15 protein-coding genes are annotated in these 17,230 nt (G+C 71.6%); 8 read left to right on the plus strand and 7 right to left on the minus strand.

What is annotated here, in order from left to right; all coding sequences use genetic code 11:
* Nucleotides 1-91 precede the first annotated feature (91 nt).
* Nucleotides 92-1,339 carry a glycoside hydrolase family 18 protein gene (locus H4W81_RS25470; RefSeq protein ID WP_192777123.1) on the plus strand — a complete coding sequence of 416 codons (1,248 nt, stop codon included), beginning with the start codon at nucleotides 92-94 and terminating at the stop codon, nucleotides 1,337-1,339.
* Between the two features lie 405 nt (nucleotides 1,340-1,744).
* Here H4W81_RS25470 and H4W81_RS25475 read toward each other — a convergent pair whose 3' ends face one another.
* Both H4W81_RS25475 and lepA read right to left on the minus strand, forming a co-directional pair.
* Nucleotides 1,745-2,032 carry a hypothetical protein gene (locus H4W81_RS25475; protein WP_192777124.1) on the minus strand — a complete coding sequence of 96 codons (288 nt, stop codon included), beginning with the start codon at nucleotides 2,030-2,032 and terminating at the stop codon, nucleotides 1,745-1,747.
* Between the two features lie 510 nt (nucleotides 2,033-2,542).
* Nucleotides 2,543-4,372 (minus strand): translation elongation factor 4, encoded by a 1,830-nt coding sequence (gene lepA / locus H4W81_RS25480; RefSeq protein ID WP_318781942.1) that lies wholly within the window; start codon nucleotides 4,370-4,372, stop codon nucleotides 2,543-2,545.
* A 55-nt stretch (nucleotides 4,373-4,427) separates the two neighbouring features.
* On the opposite strand from lepA, the gene H4W81_RS25485 reads away from it, so the two are divergent.
* The 4 genes from H4W81_RS25485 to H4W81_RS25500 all read left to right on the plus strand — a co-directional run bounded on the left by H4W81_RS25485 (nucleotide 4,428) and on the right by H4W81_RS25500 (nucleotide 7,767).
* Nucleotides 4,428-5,420: a glycoside hydrolase family 18 protein gene (locus tag H4W81_RS25485; protein WP_192777126.1), complete on the plus strand. Its 993-nt coding sequence runs from the start codon at nucleotides 4,428-4,430 to the stop codon at nucleotides 5,418-5,420.
* 170 nt (nucleotides 5,421-5,590) lie between these two features.
* A complete protein-coding gene (gene rpsT / locus H4W81_RS25490) occupies nucleotides 5,591-5,863 on the plus strand; it encodes a 30S ribosomal protein S20 (RefSeq protein ID WP_192777127.1) in 273 nt (90 codons plus the stop codon).
* 286 nt (nucleotides 5,864-6,149) lie between these two features.
* The gene (locus H4W81_RS25495; RefSeq protein ID WP_318781943.1) at nucleotides 6,150-7,079 is read left to right on the plus strand and encodes an ABC transporter ATP-binding protein; all 930 of its coding nucleotides are present in this window, start codon (nucleotides 6,150-6,152) and stop codon (nucleotides 7,077-7,079) included.
* On the plus strand, nucleotides 7,069-7,767 hold the full coding sequence (locus H4W81_RS25500) for an ABC transporter ATP-binding protein (RefSeq protein ID WP_192777128.1): 699 nt from the start codon (nucleotides 7,069-7,071) through the stop codon (nucleotides 7,765-7,767). Before H4W81_RS25495 ends, H4W81_RS25500 begins: the two co-directional genes overlap by 11 nt.
* On the opposite strand, the gene H4W81_RS25505 is transcribed toward H4W81_RS25500, so the two are convergent.
* Complete coding sequence (locus H4W81_RS25505; RefSeq protein ID WP_192777129.1) at nucleotides 7,724-8,899, minus strand: MFS transporter; 1,176 nt, start codon at nucleotides 8,897-8,899, stop codon at nucleotides 7,724-7,726. The two genes, H4W81_RS25500 and H4W81_RS25505, sit on opposite strands and share 44 nt — an antisense overlap.
* A 49-nt stretch (nucleotides 8,900-8,948) precedes the next feature.
* Here H4W81_RS25505 and H4W81_RS25510 point away from each other — a divergent pair, with 49 nt between their 5' ends.
* On the plus strand, nucleotides 8,949-9,425 hold the full coding sequence (locus H4W81_RS25510; RefSeq protein WP_318781944.1) for a MarR family winged helix-turn-helix transcriptional regulator: 477 nt from the start codon (nucleotides 8,949-8,951) through the stop codon (nucleotides 9,423-9,425).
* Nucleotides 9,426-9,434: 9 nt separating this feature from the next.
* Here H4W81_RS25510 and holA read toward each other — a convergent pair whose 3' ends face one another.
* Nucleotides 9,435-10,373 (minus strand): DNA polymerase III subunit delta, encoded by a 939-nt coding sequence (holA, locus tag H4W81_RS25515; RefSeq protein WP_192777131.1) that lies wholly within the window; start codon nucleotides 10,371-10,373, stop codon nucleotides 9,435-9,437.
* A 38-nt stretch (nucleotides 10,374-10,411) separates the two neighbouring features.
* The gene (locus tag H4W81_RS25520; RefSeq protein ID WP_192777132.1) at nucleotides 10,412-11,353 is read right to left on the minus strand and encodes an AraC family transcriptional regulator; all 942 of its coding nucleotides are present in this window, start codon (nucleotides 11,351-11,353) and stop codon (nucleotides 10,412-10,414) included.
* Nucleotides 11,354-11,424: 71 nt separating this feature from the next.
* On the opposite strand from H4W81_RS25520, the gene H4W81_RS47630 reads away from it, so the two are divergent.
* Entirely contained in the window at nucleotides 11,425-12,495 is a 1,071-nt protein-coding gene (locus H4W81_RS47630; RefSeq protein WP_225958790.1) for an SDR family oxidoreductase, read from the plus strand.
* Nucleotides 12,492-12,932 carry a DUF4440 domain-containing protein gene (locus tag H4W81_RS25530; protein ID WP_192777133.1) on the plus strand — a complete coding sequence of 147 codons (441 nt, stop codon included), beginning with the start codon at nucleotides 12,492-12,494 and terminating at the stop codon, nucleotides 12,930-12,932. The genes H4W81_RS47630 and H4W81_RS25530 overlap by 4 nt, the downstream gene beginning before the upstream one ends.
* A 374-nt stretch (nucleotides 12,933-13,306) precedes the next feature.
* Here the strand turns inward: H4W81_RS25530 and H4W81_RS25535 are convergent, their stop codons facing one another.
* Complete coding sequence (locus H4W81_RS25535) at nucleotides 13,307-15,472, minus strand: ComEC/Rec2 family competence protein (protein WP_318781945.1); 2,166 nt, start codon at nucleotides 15,470-15,472, stop codon at nucleotides 13,307-13,309.
* A gap of 579 nt (nucleotides 15,473-16,051) precedes the next feature.
* Nucleotides 16,052-16,768, minus strand: a complete 717-nt coding sequence (locus tag H4W81_RS25540; protein WP_318781946.1) for a ComEA family DNA-binding protein — start codon at nucleotides 16,766-16,768, stop codon at nucleotides 16,052-16,054.
* Nucleotides 16,769-17,230: the final 462 nt, after the last annotated feature.

The following is a 17,230-nucleotide window of genomic DNA, read 5'->3' on the forward strand; positions in this document are numbered from 1 at the left end:
GCGGACCACCATTGACGTGCCGATCGACCCGGCCTACGATCCGGTGAACTTAAAGGAAAGTTTCCTATAAGTTGCGCATCGGGAGACGCCCGTGAAGAAAGCCCTCATCACCCTCTCGGTCTTACTTCTGGCCCTCACGGCCACCGCGCTGCCCGCCGAGGCCCGCGGCGGCTTCAAGCGGGTCGCCTACTTCATCCAGTGGGGGATCTACGGCAGGAACTTCCACGTCAAGGACATGGACACCAGCGGCGCCGCCGCCAAGCTGACCCACGTCAACTACGCCTTCGGCTTCGTCGGCGCGGACGGCACCTGCATTTCGGCCGATCCGTGGGCCGACTGGCAGCGTCCCGTCCCCGCCGAGCAGAGTGTGGACGGCGTCGCCGACGCGCCGGGCCAGGCGCTCAACGGCAACCTCAACCAGCTCCGCAAGCTCAAGGAGAAGCACCCCGGCCTGCGCGTGCTGCTCTCCCTCGGCGGCTGGACCGGCTCCCGCCACTTCTCCGACGCCGTGCTCACCCCCGAGTCGCGCGCCAAGCTCGCCACCTCCTGCGTCGACATGTGGCTGAAGGGCAACCTGCCGGGCCTGGCGGCGGGCGCGGGCGAGGGCGTGTTCGACGGCCTCGACCTCGACTGGGAGTGGCCGGGCTCCGAGGGCGCGCCGGGCAACGTCATCCGGCCGGAGGACAAGCAGAACTTCACCCTCTTCCTGTCCGAGCTGCGCGCCCGGATGAGTGCCTTCTCCCGTACGGCGGAGCTGACCGCCTTCCTCCCCGCCGCCACCACCAAGATCGACGCCGGCTTCGACGTGCGCCAGGTCTTCCGGCACCTCGACTTCGCCACCATCCAGGGCTACGACCTGCGCGGCTCCTGGGAGACGCGGACCGGGCACAACGGCAACCTGCTCACCGATCGCCGCGACCCCAACCCCGTGCGGTACAGCGTCGACCAGACCGTGCGCGACTACCTGTCCCGCGGCGCCCCGGCCCGCAAGATCGTGGTCGGCGTGCCCGCGTACGGGCAGGGCTGGACCGGCGTGACCGCGGGCGGCGACGGCCTCTACCAGCCGGCCACGGGCCCCGCGCCCGGCAGGTGGGCGGCCGGGTCCGAGGACTACAAGGACCTGGTGACCAAGCCGGGCAAGCGTTACCGCGACCTGCGGACGGGGACGCTGTGGCTGTATGACGGGAACGAGTTCTGGTCCTACGACGATCCTGCGGTGATGGCGCAGAAGGCGGCCTACATCCGGCTCAGGGGACTCGGCGGCTCCATGATGTGGTCGATCGACCAGGACGACGCCCAGGCCTCCCTCACCTCCGCCCTGTACCGCATCCTCCGCTGACCGTCTCGCCGATGTACCGCATCCTCCGCCGACGTCCCCTCCGGTCGCCCAGGCAACCCCGCACGGAGCGGGTTCCGCCTGCGCGACCGTCTCGACGTCACCGCGGGTTCGACCCAGCGGAGGAGCGGCACGGAGCAGTTCGACCCGGCGAAGGCCCTGCCGATCGCGCAGCCGATCGGCGAGCCGGAGCCGATCAGGCGCGTCCGTCTCGACATCGCCGCAGGATCGACCCAGCAGAGGATCAGCCCCAAGGTTTCGCACGCTGTACGGCCCCACCGCTGGGTCCGGCTCCCTCTGGGATCCGGCACCCCTCGACTCGCGGGGACGGCGGCCGGGTTCACCCCGTCCCCGCGACTCATCCCAACGCCTCCCTCTGACCGACTTGCTCGTTGGGTTGTGACAGGGTCAGCAGGCCGGGCGGTTCAGGAGGGAGTCGTCTTCGAAGCCGGCCAGTTGTAACAAGCTGTCGAGCGCCTCCTGGTGGTTCTGGCCGAAGCACTCGGCCGCCACCTCCAGCACCGTCTCCACCACCGCCGAGTCGGGATAGGGCACCTCGACGTGGACCCTCCCATCGGCGCCCACCTCGGCCGGGGCGAAGTGCAGCCGGAGCAGCCGCCTGGTCTCCTCGGCCACGGCGACCCCCAGCAGGGCAGCCTTGACGAACCGCTCGGATTCGGCGCTGTCGCCGTCCATGCCACCTCCACAATCGGACACCTGTTCGATCCGAGAAGCTACGGCACGGCACCGACAGAATCGGGGACGCTCAGAAGCCGACCCGTACGTCCAGGCCCCCGAGGGGAAGGGGCGTGGCGTGGAGGTCCGCGTCGTGGACGGCATGAGAAAACGACTGGCGCTCTACGCCGCCGCCCTCCTGGTGGCCTGCGTTCCCACGGCGGCCCAAGCCACCGCCCACGCCGATCCCGCCAAGGACTTCAGTGCCTGCGTGCGCTCGAACGGGGTCCCCGACTTCCCCGACGTCAGGATCGTCAACGGGGCGATCCAGCTCGGCAAGGGCGTCGACCCGTTCGCCGAGAAGCTCAGGGCGGCGGTGGAGTCCTGCGACCACCTGCTGCCCGAGGGCACCACGCTGCCCGCCCGTCGATCCCTGAGGTGGAGCTCGGCAAGCCGCCCGAGATCACCTGCTCCTGAACGCGACGGGGTCCGGCGCTCGGAGCGAGCGCCGGACCCCGTGAGCGGCCGGTGTTACTTCTTCGGCTTGTCGGTGCTGGACTCGGTGGACAGCGCGGCGACGAAGGCCTCCTGCGGCACCTCCACGCGCCCCACCATCTTCATCCGCTTCTTGCCTTCCTTCTGCTTCTCCAGCAGCTTCCGCTTACGCGAGATGTCACCGCCGTAGCACTTGGCGAGGACGTCCTTGCGGATCGCCCTGATGTTCTCGCGAGCGATCACCCGCGCCCCGATCGCCGCCTGGATCGGCACCTCGAACTGCTGCCGCGGGATCAGCTCGCGCAGCTTCTTGGCCATCTCGACGCCGTAGGCGTAGGCCTTGTCCTTGTGCACGATGGCGCTGAAGGCGTCGACCGGCTCGCCCTGCAGCAGGATGTCGACCTTGACCAGGTCGGACTCGAGCTCGCCCGCGGGCTCGTAGTCGAGCGAGGCGTAGCCGCGCGTGCGCGACTTCAGCTGGTCGAAGAAGTCGAAGATGATCTCGCCGAGCGGCAGCGTGTAGCGGATCTCGACGCGGTCCTCCGACAGGTAGTCCATGCCCTGGAGCTGGCCGCGCCTGCCCTGGCAGATCTCCATGATCGCGCCGATGAACTCGGAGGGCGCCAGGATCGTGGACTTGGTGACGGGCTCGAAGACCTGCGCGATCTTGCCGCCGCTGGGGAACTCGGACGGGTTGGTGACGGTCAGCTCCTTGCCGTCCTCCATGACGACCCGGTAGACCACGTTCGGCGCGGTGGAGATCAGGGACAGGCCGAACTCCCGCTCGAGGCGCTCGCGGATGATCTCCATGTGCAGCAGGCCGAGGAAGCCGACGCGGAAGCCGAAGCCGAGCGCGGCGGAGGTCTCTGGCTCGTAGACCAGGGAGGCGTCGTTGAGCTGCAGCTTGTCGAGCGCCTCGCGCAGCTCGGGGTACTCGTCGCCGTCGATGGGATAGAGGCCGGAGAACACCATCGGCCTGGGGTGGTCGTAGCCGGCCAGCATCTCGGTGGCGCCGTGCGCGGCCGAGGTGACGGTGTCGCCGACGCGCGACTGGCGCACGTCCTTCACGCCGGTGATGAGGTAGCCGACCTCGCCGACGCCCAGGCCCTTCTCGGCCGGCTTCGGCTCGGGCGAGATCACGCCGATCTCGAGCGTCTCGTGGGTGGCCTGCGTGGACATCATGGTGATGCGCTCGCGCTTGCCGAGGTGGCCGTCGACGACCCGGACATAGGTGACGACGCCCCGGTAGGTGTCGTAGACCGAGTCGAAGATCAGCGCGCGGGCCGCCGCGTCGGCGTCGCCCACGGGCGGCGGCACGGTCTCCACAACGTGGTCGAGCAGCTCCTTCACGCCGACGCCCGTCTTGCCGGAAACCCTCAGCACGTCGGAGGGGTCGCACCCGATGAGCCCCGCGAGCTCCTCGGCGAACTTCTCCGGCTGCGCGGCGGGCAGGTCGATCTTGTTGAGCACCGGGATGATGTGCAGGTCGTTGTTCATGGCCAGGTAGAGGTTGGCCAGCGTCTGCGCCTCGATGCCCTGGGCGGCGTCGACCAGCAGGATCGCGCCCTCGCACGCCTGGAGGGAGCGCGAGACCTCGTAGGTGAAGTCGACGTGCCCCGGCGTGTCGATCATGTTGAGGACATGGCCGTTCCACGGCAGGCGGACGGCCTGCGACTTGATGGTGATGCCGCGCTCGCGCTCGATGTCCATCCTGTCGAGGTACTGCGCGCGCATGGAGCGTTCGTCGACCACGCCGGTGATCTGCAGCATCCGGTCGGCAAGCGTCGACTTGCCATGGTCGATGTGCGCGATGATGCAGAAGTTGCGGATCAACGCGGGGTCGGTCTGGCCAGGCTGAGTGCGCACCGAAGTCCGTTTCGACAGGGTTGAGGTCAAGCGTCTTTCATGGTGACATGCCCGGGTGAATCCCCGAACCGTCATCCGCCGCGGCCTGCGCGCCCTCGCGCTGGCTTTAGCCGTCGTAGTCGCGCTCGCCGTCGTGGTGGCAGTCGCGCTCCGCCTTCAGTTTACCGGGGCGCCGGAGGCGTGGGCGAAGAGCACGGGCAACGACGCCCTGTGGCTGGGCCACGCGTGGGTCGACGGCCGCCGCACGGAGCACGATGTCGAGAAGATGGCGGCACGGCTGCGGGCCACCGGCGTCAAGGATGTCTTCGTGCACGCGGGCCCCTTCGAGTGGAACGGCGCCCTCGACCCCGCGAAGCACCCCAACGCGGCAAACTTCCTGAAGTGGTGGCGCACGCACCTGCCTGGAGTGCGCGTCTCCGCCTGGCTCGGCCAGGCCGTCAAGAACGGCCTCGACCTCGACGACCCCGCCGCCCGCGACCGGGTCCTCGCCGGCGCGAAGCACATCGTGGACCTCGGCTTCGACGGCGTCCACTACAACTTCGAGCCCATTGGCGACGGCGACACCGACTTCCTCGACCTGCTCGACCGCACCCGCCCGCTGACCAGGCTGCTGTCGGTCTCGACCCCGCAGATCGAGCCCTATCCGCTCATGCGCCTGGGCGCCCGCGCCGTGCTCGGCCACGACAAGTACTGGTCGCAGGGCTTCTTCCGGGAGGTCGCCCGCCGTACCGACCAGGTCGCGATCATGACCTACGACTCCTACCTCCCCTCGCAGTCCCTCTACGGCGGCCACGTCGCGCGGCAGGCGAGCCTGGCCCTCGACCTGGCCCCCGCCACCACGGCCGTCTTCATCGGCGCCCCCGCCTACCACGACCACGGCATGCCCTACAACGACGCCTCGGAGAGCGTCGCCATGGCCGCCGAGGGGGCCAGGCTCGCTCTCTCCTCGTACGGCAGGCGCGACCGCTTCGGGCTGGCGCTCTACGTCGACTTCGCCGCCACGGAGGCGGACTGGAAGGAGTACACCGATCGCTGGATGGCGAACTGAGGCGCGCCGAGGCGGCCCGATCCGGCGCGACACCCCGTATGCTGGTGCAGCGAGGTCGCCGATTTGAGCGGTGCCCTCGATTATTGGTAACCTGTTCAACTGCGTGTGGCGCGCCCTCTCATCGAGCCCGCGCGCCCCATCCGATTTCTGACCTTCACCGAGGCTTCTTCGTGGCGAACATCAAGTCCCAGATCAAGCGCAACAAGCAGAACGAGAAGGCTCGTCTGCGCAACAAGGCTGTCAAGTCTTCCCTGAAGACGGCGATCCGCAAGTTCCGCGAGGCCGCCGACCAGGGCAACGTCGACGAGGCCGTGGCGCTGCAGCGTGTCGCCGCCCGCCAGCTCGACAAGGCCGCGAGCAAGGGCGTCATCCACAAGAACCAGGCCGCCAACCGCAAGTCGGCGATCGCCGCGCGCGCCGCCGCGCTGCAGGTCGCCCAGTAGTAAGCAAGAAGCGCCGCACTCCCTACCGGAGTGCGGCGTTTTCGTGTGCGCTCAGCCAGATATCCAGATTTCTTCCGGAAACTGTCACAGTTTCGACATAACTGCAGCGTATCGGCTGTGTCACCGTTAAGAAGATCGGCTTGCCTACCCGCCCTTCCATCCCCAAAGGTTCACTCAACGGGGGGAGCCAGATAGGCGGGGGACGATATGCGGGTGCGCGTTCCGCTGGTGGTCGGACGCGACCTGGACCGCCCGGCCCCGGCTCCGTTCTTCGAGTAGGTGACCCGTGACGAACATCCCCACCATGTCCGACCTGGAGGCGCAGGCCACGCGCGAGCGGGCCGCCTTCGGCGGCGACGCGCACATCGTCTGCGACAACCTCGTCCGCATCTACAAGACGGAGGGGGTCGAGGTCGTCGCCCTCCAGGGCCTCGACCTGCTCATCCAGAAGGGCGAGCTGATCGCCATCGTGGGCGCGTCGGGTTCGGGCAAGTCCACGCTGCTCAACGTGCTGTCGGGCCTCGACGTGCCGACCGCGGGCCTGGCGCGGGTGGCGGGCATGGACCTGCTGTCCATGACGGCCAAGGACCGCCTGCGCTACCGCCGCGAGGTCGTCGGGTTCATCTGGCAGCAGACCGCGCGCAACCTGCTCTCCTACCTGACCGCCCGCGAGAACGTCGAGCTGCCGATGCGGCTGGCGGGCAGACATCGCAGAGACCGCGCGATGGAGCTGCTGACGCTGCTCGGCGTCGACCACTGCGCGGACAAGCGGCCGGCCGAGATGTCGGGCGGCGAGCAGCAGCGCGTGGCGATCGCCGTGGCGCTGGCCAACTCCCCCCAGCTCATCCTGGCCGACGAGCCGACCGGCGAGCTCGACAGCGACACCTCCGAGGAGGTGTTCGAGGCGCTGCGCCGAGCCAACCGCGAGCTGGGCGTCACCGTGGTCATCGTCACGCACGACGCGCTGGTCTCCGAGCAGGTCGACCGTACCGTGGGCATCCGCGACGGCCGCACCAGCAGCGAGACGCTGCGCAGGGAGGGCGCCGAGGGCGAGATCATCGCCGAGGAGTACGCCGTGCTCGACCGTGTCGGCCGCCTGCAGCTGCCGCGCGACTTCATGAACGCCCTCGACATGGAGCGCAGGGTGCGCCTCGAGCTCGAGTCCGACCACATCGGGGTGTGGCCGTCCCGTGAGGAGTCTGCCGATGAGCGATGAGCCGTTGGTCGTCGTGGAGGGCCTGCGCAAGGTCTACGGGTCCGGCCCCAAGGAGGTCGTCGCGCTGCGCGAGGTCTCCTTCGCGGCCTACCCCGGCGAGCTGGTCGCGATCCGCGGCCGGTCGGGTTCGGGCAAGACCACGCTGCTGAACCAGATCGGCGGGCTGGACCGGCCCGACGCGGGCCGCGTGGTGGTGGCGGGGCAGGAGGTGACCGCCCTGCCCGAGGAGGCGCTGCTGGCGTTGCGCCGCGACGTGGTGGGCTTCGTCTTCCAGTCCTTCGGTCTGATCCCCGTCCTGTCGGCGGCCGAGAACGTCGGCGTGCCGATGCGCCTGGCCCGCACGCCGGTGGAGGAGCGGGAGAAGCGGGTCCGCATGCTGCTGTCGCTGGTCGGCCTGGAGCAGCACGTCAACCAGCGTCCGTACGAGCTGTCGGGTGGTCAGCGCCAGCGTGTGGCGATCGCCAGGTCCCTGGCCAACCGGCCGCGCCTGCTGGTGGCCGACGAGCCGACGGGCCAGCTCGACTCGCAGACCGGCCGCCAGATCATGCAGCTGATCAGGGCGCTGGTGCGCAGCGAGGGCGTCACCGCGCTGGTGGCCACCCACGACCCGAGCCTGATCACGCTGGCCGACAGAGTCCTGGAGATCAGCGACGGGGTGCTGAGAGAAGCGGCTCTGCAGGACTCCTGACCTCCTTCACGACCAGCACGCTGAGACTCGCCGCGGCCACCGCGAACGCGGCGATCCACAGCGGCGGCGCCGTACCCGCCCAGCCGGCCAGCGGCGCGGCGACGGCGAAGCCGAGCGGCCTGGTGGCGAAGGAGATCAACGAGTCGAACGAGCGCACCCTGCCCAGCGCCTCCACCGGGATCCGGTCGGCGACCGCGGTCTCCCACAGCGGGACGAGCAGGCCCAGCCCGAACATCGCGACGGCGTACGCCGCCGCCACCGCCCACCCGCTCAACGGTACGGCCAGCGCCGCCAAAGGCGCGGCGTAGAGCGCGGCCCCGACCGCGCATCCGGCCAGCGGCCTGCGGATGGGCAGGCGAGGGGCGGCGAAGACGCCCGCGAGCATGCCGATCGTGCCGCACTGCACGATGACCACCCACATCGCCTCGCCGCTCTTGATGGTGATCAGCGGGCCGAGCGTGAGGAACAGCCCGGCGCAGAAGTGCCAGACGCCGTGGCCCATGACGCTCACCAGGAACCAGGGACGCCGCCTGATCTCCCGCCAGCCGCTGGTCAGCGCGTGCTTGCCCATGGGGGTGGCGGCTCTCGCCGTACGGACACCACCAAGGGTGAAGGCGGAGGCGGCGAAGAGGGCGGCGGTGAACAGCGACGCCCACCCCGGCCCCGCCCCGAGGACCAGCGCGCCCGCGATCGCGGGCGCGCCCACGGCGGACAGGCTGGTGGCCAGGCTGATCCGCCCGTTGGCGCGCAGCCTGGCCGGTCCTTCCACGGTCGCGGCCACCAGCCTCGGTACGGCAGGCGTGCCGAACGCGACCGCGGCGCCCGTGACCGCCGCGAGCACCGCCAGGTCGGCGATCCGCGCCACCCCGAGCAGCAGTTCCACACCGATCGCCGCTTGGGCCGCGCATCGCGTCAGGTCGGCGAACAGCACGACGCGTTCGGGCCGGAAGCGGTCGGCGATCACTCCGCCGACCGGCAGCAGCACCAGCATCGGCACCAGCTCGCAGGCCAGCACGACGCCCAGGTCGGCGGCGTCGCCGGTGACCCTGAGCACGACGAGGGTCAGTGTGGTGGGGATCAGCGCGGTCGCCAGCGCCGAGAGCGCGCGGCCGATCACTAGTCTGGTCAGCATGGCCCCGGAGACTAATTCGCCAGCCAATATTTCGTCAACGTATGATTCGGTGGACGAACATCTGGCGCGCTGGCATGGCAAGGCGCCCTACGACGAGCGGGTGGAGGCGATCATCACGCGTATGCAGCTCCTGGTGAAGCATGTCCGCCACGCCAAGGAGGTCGCGCTGGCCGAGGTCGGGATCCAGGACTTCGAGTTCGAGACGCTGCACCGGCTCGCGGCGCGCGACTCGCGGCAGGCGACGCCGTCGGAGCTGGCGAGCGAGCTCCTGCTCTCGCCCGCCGGGATGACCGGCCGCGTCGACACGCTGGAGAAGGCCGGGCTGGTGCGCCGGATCCGCAGCGAGGAGGACAGGCGCAGGGTCGACGTGGAGCTCACCGAGAAGGGCCACCGGCTGTGGTCGGCGGCGATGAACGTGCGCGCCATGGCCGAGGCGGCGATGGTGAGCGCGCTGGCCCCCGAGGAGCGGGAGACGCTCGACGGGCTGCTCAAGCGGATGCTGGTCAGCGTGGAGACCAGGCCGTGATCGGCCGCGCTACCTGCCGTTCCTGCTCGCGACGATCGTCTGGATGGCGTGCTCGAGGGCGTAGGCCGGGTCGGCGCCGCCGCCCTTGACCTGCTCGTCGGCGACCGCGACCGCGCGCAGCGCCGCGGACAGGCCCTCGGGGCCCCACCCTCTGAGCTGCCGCTTGGCGTTGTTGATCTGCCAGGGCGCCATGCCCAGCTGCGCGGGCTGGACGTTGCGCCCCGCGCCGCCGACCTTGGCCAGCGACCGCAGCGAGCGGGCCAGCGCGCTGACCAGCAGCACCGAGGCCACTCCCGTGCTCAACGCCCAGCGCAGCTGCTCCAGCGCGTCGGCCAGGCGCCCCTCGACCGCGGCGTCGGCCACCGTGAACCCGCTGACCTCGGCCCTGCCCTTGTGGTAGCGGGAGACGGCGTCGAGGTCGATGCTCTTGCCCTCGGTGTCGAAGGCCAGCTGCCCGCAGGCCGCGGCCAACTCGCGCAGGTCGCTGCCGACCGCGTCGAGAAGCGCCTGGGCCGCGTCGCCGGTGATGGTGCGGCCGGCGCGCCTGATCTCGCCCCTGATGAACTCGAGGCGCTCGGCGGGCTTGGTGAGCTTGCTGACGGTGACCACGTCGGCCCTGGTCTTCTTGACGCCGTCGATCAGCGCCTTGCCCTTGACGCCGCCCGGATGCACCAGCACGAGCACGGTGTCGTCCGCGGGGTTCTTCGCGTAGCCGACGACCTCCGCGATGACGTCCTTCGACAGGTCCTGCGCGGACCTGATCACCACCACGGACGTGTCGCCGAACAGCGAAGGCGAGGCCAGCCTGGTCAGCTCACCCGGCTCGACCTTCGAACCGACCAGGTCGTGCACCTCCGCGCCCGAGTCGCGCGCCTTCGCGGCGGCCACCACCTCGCCGACCGCGCGCTCGGCGAGCAGCTCCTCGTCCCCGACGACCAACGTCACCATGCTTCACATTCTCCTGGCTCTCTCGTACCGCCGCCGCCTCACGCTACTGCCGGTCCACCCCGCCGGGGACCAAGCCGCCGGTACTCCCCCGGCGTCATCCCGCACCACTGCCGGAAGGCCAGATGGAACCCCACGCCCGAGCGGTAGCCGACGCGCTCGGCGATGCGCCCGTGCGCCAGGGTCGACTCCTTCAGCAGCCGCGCCGCCTCCTGCATCCGGCGCGCGGTCAGGTGCCGCATCGGCGCCTCCCCGACCAGCTCCCTGAAGCAGGCCGCGAACGCCGACCGCGACAGCCCCGCCTCCTCCGCCAGCGACTCCAGCGTCCACTGCTCACCGAACCTCGTGTGGACGGCGAGCAGGGCCCTGCTGATGCCGGGATGGCGCAGGGCGTGCAGCACGGGAGTGTCGAGATCGGCCAGCGCGACCCGCAAGGCCAGCACGAAGACCAGCTCGAACGCCCGCAACGCCACCAGCACCGCACCTGGCTCGCCGCCCGCCCACTCCCCCGCCAGCCGGTCGAGCGTGCCCGACAGCAGCGGCTGGCGCTCCAGCATCTCCCTGTCGAGCACCAGCACCGGGGGCAGCGCCCGGTAGAGCGGCGCCGCCGCCGAGTCGTCGTAGTGCAGCCCTCCGCAGAGCATCGTCGTGGCGGGACCCGGCCCGTCGATCTCGACCGTGCGCACCGCGCCCGGCTGCCGGTCCGGTAGCAGCGACGCCAGCGGCACGGTCGGCCGGCCAGGGCTGTCGGCCAGCCGATGGGCGGTGCCGTGCGGGAAGACGGCCAGGTCGCCCGCGTTCAGCCGTACGGGCTCCGGCAGTTCGGGCAGCTCCACCGTGCACGTGCCCTCCTGCACGTAGTGGAGCAGGGCGCAGTGCTCCCGCTCCCCCGCCACCCCCCACGGCGCCCGCGCCGACCAGCGGCTGTGGAAGACGCCGTGCAGGCGCAGCGGGGTGAGCAGCTCGCTCAGCAGATCTCCCACGGACGATCCTTAAAGTTCGGAAGACTCGGCTTTATCGATCGTAGCCTGCGCGTGGGGCATGCTCGGGTGCCATGGACATCCTCGTCATCGGCGCCAGTGGCGCGCAGGGCGGCGCCGTGGCCAGGCGCCTGGCCGACTCCGGGCACGCGGTGCGCGGCCTCACCCGCTCGGGCGCGGGGCTTCCCCCCGGCGTGACCCCGGTGGCCGGCGACCTGGCCGACGCCGCCGCGGTGCGGGCCGCCTTCGACGGGGTGACGCACGCGAGCGTGGTGCTGCCCATGGTCTTCGAGCCTTCCACCGTTGACGCCTACGTCCGCAACATCGCCGAGGCGGCGGTCGCGGCGGGGGTGCGACGCCTGGTCTACAACACCGCCAACCGCATCCCGCCGGTCCCCACGTCCGTGGCCGCCTTCGAGACCCGTCGAGCGGCCGCGTCGCTGCTGGGGGCGAGCGGGGTGCCGACGGTCGTGCTCAGGCCGCCCGTCTACCTCGACAACCTGTGCGCGCGGTGGGTGGCGGGGCCGCTGGTGCACGAGGGGGTGCTGCGGTACCCGCTGCCGGCCGACCTGCCGGTGTCCTGGCTCAGCCACGCCGACCTCGCCAACGCCACCGTCGCCGCCCTCACCCTCCCCTTCCCGAACGGCTCTCCCGCCGGACGCACGGCAGCCTCCTCGGGCGATTCCACCGCCCCCACGCCCACCCAAGACCCCCAGGTCAGCCCAGCCCTCACCCCACGCGCGCCCTCTTTGAGCGGCCCCACCATCACCTCGCGCACGGATGAGGGACCCACGCTCGGCTCGAACGGTTCCGCCTCCCCCTCACACCCAGGGGAAGGGCTCACGCTCGACCTGGGTGGAGCCGATGTGGTGACGGGGGACGAGCTCGCCGCCGCCTTCTCGGTCGCCCTCGGCCGCCCTGTCCGGTACGTCGCCCAGGACCTCGACGAGTTCGAAGCGGGCCTGACCCATGCGCTCGGCGCCCCCACCGCCGCAGGCGTCGTCTCGACGTACCGCTGGATCGCCGAGCACGGCCACGACCTGTACGACCTCGACCCAGCCGCACTGGAGAAGACCCTCGAGATCCGGCTCACCCCCCTGAGCACGTGGATCGCCGCCCAGCCCTGGACGGAGCTCGCCCGATGAGCGCCCCCACACCCGCTCCGGCCCCCGCCGACGACGCGAACGCCTGCCACGCGGAGATCGTCCGCCACCACCGGGTCATCGAGGACTGGCTCGCAGGACGCATGTCCCGCGCCGACCTCCCCGCCTTCGCCGACGCGCACACGCCCGGCTTCACCCTCATCACCCCGGACGGCGAGACCCTGCCGCTGCCGCGGGTGCTGTCCATGATCGAGCCCGCACACGGCGCCGCGCCCACCCTCACGATCACCATCCGCAACGTGAAGATCATCGCGAGCGCGCAACCTTTCGTGGTCGCCACATACGAGGAACACCACGGCGGCCAGGACCCGAGCATCCGCCGAGCCACCGTGGTCTTCACCCGCGATGCCGACACCCCCCACGGCCTGCGCTGGACCCACCTGCACGAAACCTGGACCCAGACCCCGTCATCCACCTGACGCCGAAAGCCAACAGACAGCGACCCCAGCCCCGACGCCCCACCCCGGCCAACCGGACACCAACCCCACGCAGTCACCGGCACGACCTGGCGTCAGCCGCAGCCCAGGCACGAAGGGCGGTGCCCAATGAATAGAGCCACGCGGCCACCCTCACCGACCGGTGCCACCAAACCGCACACCCGACCCACCGCCCCACACCGGACTGCAGGACCGCAGCTCCCTCACCGGCCCGCCCAACGACCCCACGGCCGCACGCCCGGCCGCCCGCAAGGCCGCCGCCCACACCGAAAGCCCGCAGCTCACTCCCCGATGCGACTCCAGGAACCACCCCGCACACCCGGTCGGCCGCGAAGACGTCGCCCACACCTCGGGGTTCACTCATTGGTCCTGCCTCTGGAGACCACTGCCAGCCGTCCCGACTGATCGATGACCGCCAGTGCGCCCGACTGGTCCGTGCGGTAGACGCGCATCCCCAGCCGGTGCAGCATCCCCAGCGTCGGCGGCGCCGGATGCCCGTACCCGTTGTCGGACCCCACGCTGATCAAGGCCGCCCGCGCCCCCGTCGCCGCGAGGAAGCGGGCGTCCTGCCGAGCCGATCCGTGATGGGGAACCTTCAGCAGGTCGGCCCGGGGCAGCCCCGCGCGGAGCAGTTCTGCCTGCGCCTCCGTCTCCACATCGCCGCTGAGCAGGATCGACCCCGCCGCCCAGCGCACCAGGATGACCACGCTCTCGTTGTTGATCGTGCTCCCCTCCCCAGGACCGCCCGGCATGCCCCCGGGCGCGGGCCCCACGACGGTCACCTCCGACGGGCCGAAGCGCCAGCGGGCCCCGGGGGACGCCACCCACTCGGCGACCCTGCGGCGGCCCAGGGCGGCCGAGATCCGGGCGGACTCGTTCGCGGGCGCCCGCCCCGGGCTGACGATCACCGCGCCGACCCGGCGGCCCGATCTGAAGACCCCGTCCAGGCCGCCCACGTGATCGCGATGCGGATGCGTGAGGATGACGAGCGGGACCTCGCGGACGCCGAGATCACGCAGGCACCGGTCCACCAGCGTGGGGTCGGGACCGGTGTCCACGACGACCGCCCGCCCCGCCCCCGCCGCGACGGCGAGGGAGTCGCCCTGCCCCACGTCGCACGCGACGAAGAGCCAGCGAGGAGGCGGCCAAGGGGCGATCACGGGACCGGCGACCAGGACTGCCGCCAGGCCTGCCGTGCCCATGGTCATGACGATCAGCCGCGCGCCCGCGCGGCGCAGCAGTGGTACGGCCAGCGCGACCGCCGCGGCGAGCAGGAGCAGACCGGGGAGCCCGCCCGGCCACGGGAGGCCGGCCAGCGGCACGCGCGCGGCGTGCTCGGCCACGGTGATGATCCAGCCGACCGCGTAGCCCGCGGGCAGGACGAGCAGCCTGGCCACGTCCATGGACAGCGGCGCCACCAGCGCGGCCGCGAACCCGAGCACCGTGGCGGGGGCGACGGCCGGACCCGCCAGCAGGTTGGCGGGAACCGCGACCAGTTGCAGCTGTCCGGCCATGAGCACCAGCACCGGCGTCACCGCCGCCTGCGCCGCGGCCGGTACGGCGATCGCCTCCGCCGCCCAGCGCGGCATCCTGGCCGACATCCTGTCGCGCCAACCGGGCGCGAGCAGCAGGATGCCGCCCGTGGCGCAGACCGACAGGGCGAAGCCGTACTCGCGGGCCAGCCCTGGATCGAACATCACCAGCAGCAGCACCGTCGCCGACAGCGCCGCGACGCCGTCCCTCGGCCGCCCCGTGCCGAGCGCGATCGCCCCGACCAGCCCCATGAGCAGCGCTCTCAGCACACTCGGGGACGGGCGCGCCACCACCGCGAAGGCCAGCATGGCGAGCGCCGCGAACCCGGCCCGTACGGCGAGCGGCAGCCCCGCCAACCGCGACACCGCCACCACCGCCCCCGCCACGATCGCGAGATTGGCCCCGCTGACGGCGGTCAGGTGACTGAGCCCCGCGTCCCTGAAGTCGGCGCTGACCTCGGGATCCATGCGCGACACATCGCCCACCACGAGCCCGGGCAGCAGTCCTCGCTGGTCGGGCGGCAAGCCGTCCACCGCCTCGCGCAGCCCCGCCCGCAGCCGTCCCGCCACGCTCTGCGGTCCTGAGGGCTCCGACAGCACCGTCGGCGGCCCGCGCACCAGCAGCACCGCGCCGACGAGCTCACCGGGGTCGGCGCTGCCCAGCCTCCCCGCCACCCGCAGGCGCTGGCTGGGCAGGAGCGACCGCCATCTGCTGCCCGACCCGAACACCACGACAGGGGTGTGGACGGCGAGGCGTCCGGTGGGGGTGTCCAGCGACTCCAGCGTGGCCTCGACGACCACGCTCTCGCCCCTGAAGGCCGCTTTGGCCTGCCGTACCTTGGGGTCGCCGGTGAGCACGATCTCCCCACGTACGGCGGCCCCTCTGGCGGCGAGCTCGGCGACCGGACCGGTGCTGACGGCGTGCACGCGAAAGGCCACGCCGGCGGAGGTGGCCGCCGTGCACCCGAGCACCGCTATGGCGACTTTCACCCAGACTCCGGCAGCCTGCCACCCGTGTCCACTCGCACGACGCCTCCTGGCCGCGAGGGGGACCGCTGCCGCGCCCAAGGCCGCTATCACCGCGCAGGCTGCGCCGACGGGGGCCGGACAGCCCAGGAGGATCAACGCCGTAGCCCATGACGCGAGCGCAGGCAGAACCAGAACCAGCGTGTACGCCGACCACCGATCCTCAGCCCCACTCACCGCCCGAACCTCAGCCTCGCGCGCCGCCCGAGCCTGAGCCTCGCCCGACCCCCGAGGCTCAGCGCCACTCGACGCCCGAGCCTCGACGCCGCAGCCAGGCCGGCCTACCCACCGGCCCTCAGCCTCGCCCGCCGCCCGGACCTCAGCGCCACCCGACCACCGGGTCTCGCCGCCACCCGACGCGCGGATCTCGGCGCTACCCGACCACCGAGCCCCGGCGCAGCCCGACGACCGGATCTCGGCGTCGGCTGGTCGCTGGGGCTCGGTGTCGGCTGAGGGGCCGGGCTTTGCGTCGGGCGGGGGTGTGGGAGGGTTCTGGTCCTTGGCCGACGAGTGTGCTGCCACATCACTCCCATGCGGGTGGAGTCAAACTCTGACCTTGTCCTTGAGTTCGGCGTATTTTCTTTCGCCGATCCCCGAAACCTCGCGTAGTTGCTCGACGCTTCGGAAGCCGCCGTGAGTGGTGCGGAACTCGGCGATGCGGGCCGCCAGCACCTCACCGACACCTGGTAATTCCTCCAGTTGCTCGGGCGTGGCGCTGTTGAGGTCGAGGACGGCCGGGGGCGCGGCGACCACGCCGCCGCCCGCACCGCCGGGCGCCCCGACGACGATCTGTTCGCCGTCGACCAGGCGTCGGGCGAGGTTGACGGAGCCGGTGGGAGCTCCCGAGCGCACCCCACCGGCCGCCTCGACCGCGTCGGTGACCCGGGAGCCGCCCGGCAGGGTGTAGACGCCGGGCCTGCGCACCTTGCCGGCCACGTGCACCATCACCTCGGGTGAGGTCGAGAGGGCGGCGGAGGCGGAGGCGGAGGTGGCGGGTGGGGGCGCGGCCGAGCCGCTGATCGGGGACGGCGCGGCGAGAGGCTCGGGAGTGGGGCTGGCGCGCCAGACGTAGAAGCCGCCGACGACGGCTGCCACCACACCCAGCACCAGCAGGACGCGCAGCCCAGGGCGTCCTGGATCGAGGCCGGGAGCCTGGGCGGAGACCGCGGCGCGGAAGGCGGCGAAGGATTGGGGGATCCGTGGGGAGAGACCGGAGGGGCCGTCAGACGGCGGGTCGTCGGCGGGCGCTCGACCCTGCACCGGCTCCTCATCGAAACCAGGGCCACCCAAGGACGCCAAACGACCAGACCGATTCCCGACCCCTGCCGCGCCAGCCCCCGGGCGACCCGAAGACGCCGCGCCGAAGCCAGGATGATCCAAAGACACCGAACGACCTGACCCGCTCCCGACCCCTGCCGCGCCAGCCCCCGGGCGACCCGAAGACGCCGGGCCCAACTCAGGACGCTCCGCTGCCTCGTCTGGCCCGGGGCGCTCACGAGACGTGCAACGACGGCCGACCCCCTCCGCCGCCGGCGAGCCACCCGAAGGCGTCTCTTCGGGGAAGCCCGCCCAAGGCGGAACACCCCGAAGCAAGGATCCCCCAAGGCCCGGCGGCTGCCCTGGGGCCGCCGTCACCCCGAACGTGCCCGGAGGCTGCCCTGGGGTCACCCTCACCCCGAACGTGCCCCCAGGTGGCCCCACGGCGCGCCACAGCCGCCTCTC

The sequence above is a fragment of the Nonomuraea africana genome, assembly GCF_014873535.1.
Lineage (GTDB): Bacteria > Actinomycetota > Actinomycetes > Streptosporangiales > Streptosporangiaceae > Nonomuraea > Nonomuraea africana.

What these genes read in the sequence shown, in the direction of transcription:
- H4W81_RS25530 (WP_192777133.1), top strand. Translation starts at nt 12,492, where the DNA reads ATGAGCGCCCCCACACCCGCTCCGGCCCCCGCCGACGACGCGAACGCC.
- holA (WP_192777131.1), bottom strand. Translation starts at nt 10,373, where the DNA reads ATGGTGACGTTGGTCGTCGGGGACGAGGAGCTGCTCGCCGAGCGCGCG.
- H4W81_RS25500 (WP_192777128.1), top strand. Translation starts at nt 7,069, where the DNA reads ATGAGCGATGAGCCGTTGGTCGTCGTGGAGGGCCTGCGCAAGGTCTAC.
- H4W81_RS25505 (WP_192777129.1), bottom strand. Translation starts at nt 8,899, where the DNA reads ATGCTGACCAGACTAGTGATCGGCCGCGCGCTCTCGGCGCTGGCGACC.
- H4W81_RS47630 (WP_225958790.1), top strand. Translation starts at nt 11,425, where the DNA reads ATGGACATCCTCGTCATCGGCGCCAGTGGCGCGCAGGGCGGCGCCGTG.
- H4W81_RS25475 (WP_192777124.1), bottom strand. Translation starts at nt 2,032, where the DNA reads ATGGACGGCGACAGCGCCGAATCCGAGCGGTTCGTCAAGGCTGCCCTG.